General features: G+C 57.8%; 1 protein-coding gene. It reads right to left on the bottom strand.

Features of this window, described 5'->3' with window-relative positions:
• Positions 1-1,031, bottom strand: a 1,031-nt coding sequence (locus AC0L3A_RS40675) for an IS630 family transposase (RefSeq protein WP_473256574.1), incomplete at its 3' end; no start/stop codon positions are given.
• Positions 1,032-1,077 lie beyond the last annotated feature (46 nt).

Below are 1,077 nucleotides of genomic sequence, written 5' to 3'. Positions count from 1 at the left end.
CGTTGGCGGACCTTTTTCTTGGTCCAGACGAAAGGCTCGGCTTTGTCGTTGTACGCGTTGACGTAGGCATCGATGTGTTCCTGAAGTTGCTTGAGGCTTGTGAAGGAGGTGCCGCTGAGTGATTGACCCTGCAAGATCGAAAACCATACCTCGACCTGATTGAGCCAAGACGCGCTTGTCGGGGTGAAATGAAATTGCACGTCAGGGTGAGCCTTGAGCCAGGGCTCGTTCTTCTTGTGGGTGTTGAGATTGTCGAGGATGACGTGAAGCTTCCGGCCCGGAAAGGCCGCGATGACGCTGTTCATGAAGTCGAGAAACTCGATACGGCGACGGCGTTTTGAATGCGTTGCGATGATCTTTCCGGTGGCGACCTCAAGCGCTGCAAACAGCGTTGTCGTGCCATGCCGCTTATAATCGTGGCTCTGGCCGGTCAAGGCGCGGCCATTGGGCAGCTTCAGATAGCCTTGCGCTCGCTCCAAGGCCTGGATCGATGGCTTCTCGTCCACGCATAACACAATGGCCTTCGCGGGAGGGGCGACGTAGAGGCCAACAACATCGGCGGCCTTGGCCGTAAAGTTCGGGTCGTTGCTCTCGCACCAGGACTTGCGGGCCACGAGGTCGATCTTGTGGTTGCGCAGGAACCGCCAGACATATTGGACGTCAACATCGCCCAGCGCCTCGGCCAGCAGAGGACCCGTCCAGCGCGCAAACCCTTGTGGGGGCGGCTTATCCAGGAGTTTCAGAATCCGCTTGTCAGTCGTCTTCGTATAAATCGGCTGTTTGCCACGCCGCGGCTTGTCTTGCAGTCCTTCAAGGCCATGGTCGGCATAGCGATGCCGCCAAAGGCTGACAATCCGCGGCTGGACCCCAACTTCCTTGGCAATCGACCGGGTGCTGCGCCCGTCCGCCGCGAACAAAACGATCCGCGCCCGCTTCAAATCGCGCTGCAACGTCACCGGTGAGCGACAACACGCCTCGAGCACCTTGCGATCTTTCCTCGAAAGGTGGACTTCTCTTGCTTCGGGTATCATCCAGATCTTGAATCACGACTCACGATCCAAGAAAAGTGGGTACTAG

The organism is Bradyrhizobium sp. MI1.3, from assembly GCF_055811695.1.
This window is presented reverse-complemented; position numbering and strand designations above follow the sequence as displayed.